This is a genomic window from Kineosporia sp. NBRC 101677, assembly GCF_030269265.1.
In the GTDB taxonomy this organism is placed as follows: domain Bacteria; phylum Actinomycetota; class Actinomycetes; order Actinomycetales; family Kineosporiaceae; genus Kineosporia; species Kineosporia rhizophila.
Genome location: NZ_BSTA01000033.1, coordinates 1 through 2,890, shown reverse-complemented (window position 1 = coordinate 2,890; position 2,890 = coordinate 1). Strand labels below are relative to the sequence as shown.

Here is a 2,890-nt window from a genome sequence, read left to right as displayed (position 1 = left end):
TTGGGGGAAGGTTTAGTGCGGAGCGGTTCTCGTCGAATACCTCCTGGTCCGGTTGACGCGCAGCGTCGATGTTCGGACCGCTGGACTCCACGGATGGCTGGTCCCTCGAGGAGCCGTCAGACGCGCTGGGATGAGGTGCGTCGGCTTCCGCGCTGAGGGCCGCGTCGATCTTGTCAGGAACTTGGGACAGGACGGACTCCACATGTTCCCTCCAGCGCCCAATTCCCTCATAACTCTGGAAATTGCTTGGTTCGGTAAGAAACTCACTGCGCAGACCGGGCTGCACCTCAGCCCACAACCGATCAAAGAGCACATTCTTGTCCATGCCCCCCTGCGGTGCCTCGGCGGCAGACTTGTCAAGACGTTCCTCCACGAGTTGCCGAAGCCGCTCCCGAGGCTCCCGGGCAACGACCTCGAACCGCTCCTCCAGAACCAGCCGCTCACGATAGGTTTCAGTGACCAGCGCCATCAGATGCTCACGCCGCGCGTGCAGCGCACCGGATCCACCAAAACTCCCACCCTCCGGGACAGGCGCCGACACCACTGGATCGGCAGGATCGGCAGGCCCAGGGACCGCCTTCTCCTCGCCCACCAACCCCTCGCCACCATTGTTCACGACCATTGCGGGACCGCCGGGCCCAAGAATCTCGAATCCGTCCGCTAGACGAACGGATTCGGGTCCATTGCCGACAAGGATCCCGGTCGCATGGGGTGGTTCGTGGACGGGATTGCTGCCTGTGGTGTTCGACGGGCCGGTCGGGTTGATGGCTGGGGGGCGCGTGCCGTACAGGGAGCTGGTCTCAGATCCCAGGCCGTCATCGTTCGAGGGGATCGAGGTGACACTGGAGGCGTCGACGATGTTTTGGTCGCTCAGGAGTGGGGTGGTGTCAGTATCGGGAAAGGCCCCAGCGTAGGGCCGGGCCGCGTTCTGTCCCCCCACGGTCGGCACCGGCCAGTCCATGCCCCCAGGCCCGCGATGCTCCGGCGCCGGCGGGCGGGCAGCATCCACTCCCCCGCGTGAACCGCCACCACGCGGGCCCCCACCGTCCCCGGAGCCACCCACATCCCCCCCGGTTCCCGGGTCCTGATCGGCCGGCTCGATGTCCGGCTCCGGCACACCGTCACGAGCTTCGGGCCCCGGAGCACCGCTGGCACCGTTACCTGTGCCGGTGCCGGTGCCGGTGCCGGTGCTTGTGCCAATGTCTGCGAGGGTGTGTGGATCTGCGCCCAGGCCGGCCTGGAGTTCCTTCAAGGACGGCAGGTTCCGCAGCTGGATCGGGTCGACCCCCCAGAAATGCCCGGCCTGGGCCGCCATCCCCAGCACCACACCACCAGCGAAAGCCCCGGCCTCGGTCTCGAACCTCTTGTTCGGGCCGACCAACAGGTTGTAGAAACCCGTCGACAGGGTCCCGGTCACACCCTCCAAAAGACCCGTCCCCGACAGCGCACCCAGCTTGTACCCCAGGGTCCCCGAAAAATTACGCCGCAGATTACCCAGCAGGACATCAACCACCTCGTCCGAAAGCATCCGCACCGTGCCGGCCCCCAACGGCCCCTCGAAATCCCTCAGCAACAACCGCAGATCACTCTTCAACGCAAGGACCCCATGACGCGACCAGTGACGCACAAAAACATCGGCGTAATCCCGGCCCAGATCCCGCGCCAGCTGCCCACCCAGCGCACGCCCCGCCAGACGCTCAAACGTCCTTGCCATCGCCTCAACGAACTCACGCGCAGCCTCGTCCAGACCCCGAGCCGCAGCCCCCGCACCCGCACCCGCACCCGGCCCCGCACCCCGCGCACCCACCGACGGGCTCTCATCACCGACCAGACGCCGGTACGCATCCGCCAGGCTACGCGTCTGCGCCGCACCAAGACGATCACTGTTCCTGGCCAGCACATCCAGGAACAACTCACCACCACCCGGACGCCCCACACCACCCGGCGCCCGGCCCGCCCCACCACTCAGGCCCCTGACACCAGAACCCCCACCACCCGGACTCTTACGACCAAAACCCGTGATCAGAGAATGCGAGACATCACCGAAAACCCTGGCCAGAGCATCAGTGAACTCCTTACCACCGGCACCCCCGGGCAACGCAACCCGCTCGAACAGACCCCGCAGATCCTTGCCCAGCCGGCCGGCCAGATCATCACCAAACGCCTTACCCAGAACATGGATCAACCCCCCACCCACACCAAACACGAACCCACCGACCAGACCAGACATCAGACCGAAGGTCAAAGCACCCCCCGTCTCCTGCCCCAGCCACCCCTCCAGCAGACCATCGCCCTTCAGCTTCAACTGAACGACCACATCCACCGCCAACGACACCAACGTCTCGACCGCCACCATCGTGACGATCGTGCTGATCAAGACCGCGATCTGACGGTTGACCCCAAGCTTGGTCAGCCACCGCACCAAGAACACATGCTGCATCGCCCCCGGAAACCAGTACGCCAACGCCATCCAGAACAAAATCTCCGCCAGCGCCACCACCAAATTACTGATAATACTCAAATTCAGGTAATCAACCTTCACCCCCAGATCACCCGCGAAAAACCCCAGCGTGTCGATAATCTCGACCGCAACACCCAGAAAATCGCCCCGCCCCGACGGGCTCGACCCATCCACCACCACAAACGGCCTCAACTGATCAAGAAAAGCCTCCGCCGCCTCACCCGACCACCCCGCACCCACCTCCACAATCGTCTGCAAAACCAACACCCGCAACTGCTCAACCTCCCGAGCAGCCCCCAGATAAAGCTCACCAACCTCCCGCAACAAATCCGAATCCGCCTGCGGAGGACGCATCCCCAACCCAGCAAGAAAATCCCGCAAAACCGGAGGATACTCCACAGACACAACGCCACCCAACAATCATCACAT

General features: G+C 64.2%; 1 protein-coding gene. It reads right to left on the bottom strand.

Annotated features, from left to right (window positions below; all coding sequences use genetic code 11):
* Window positions 1-2,842: WXG100 family type VII secretion target (locus QSK18_RS35600; protein ID WP_285628968.1), on the bottom strand; the 2,842-nt coding region annotated here is incomplete at its 3' end.
* Window positions 2,843-2,890 lie beyond the last annotated feature (48 nt).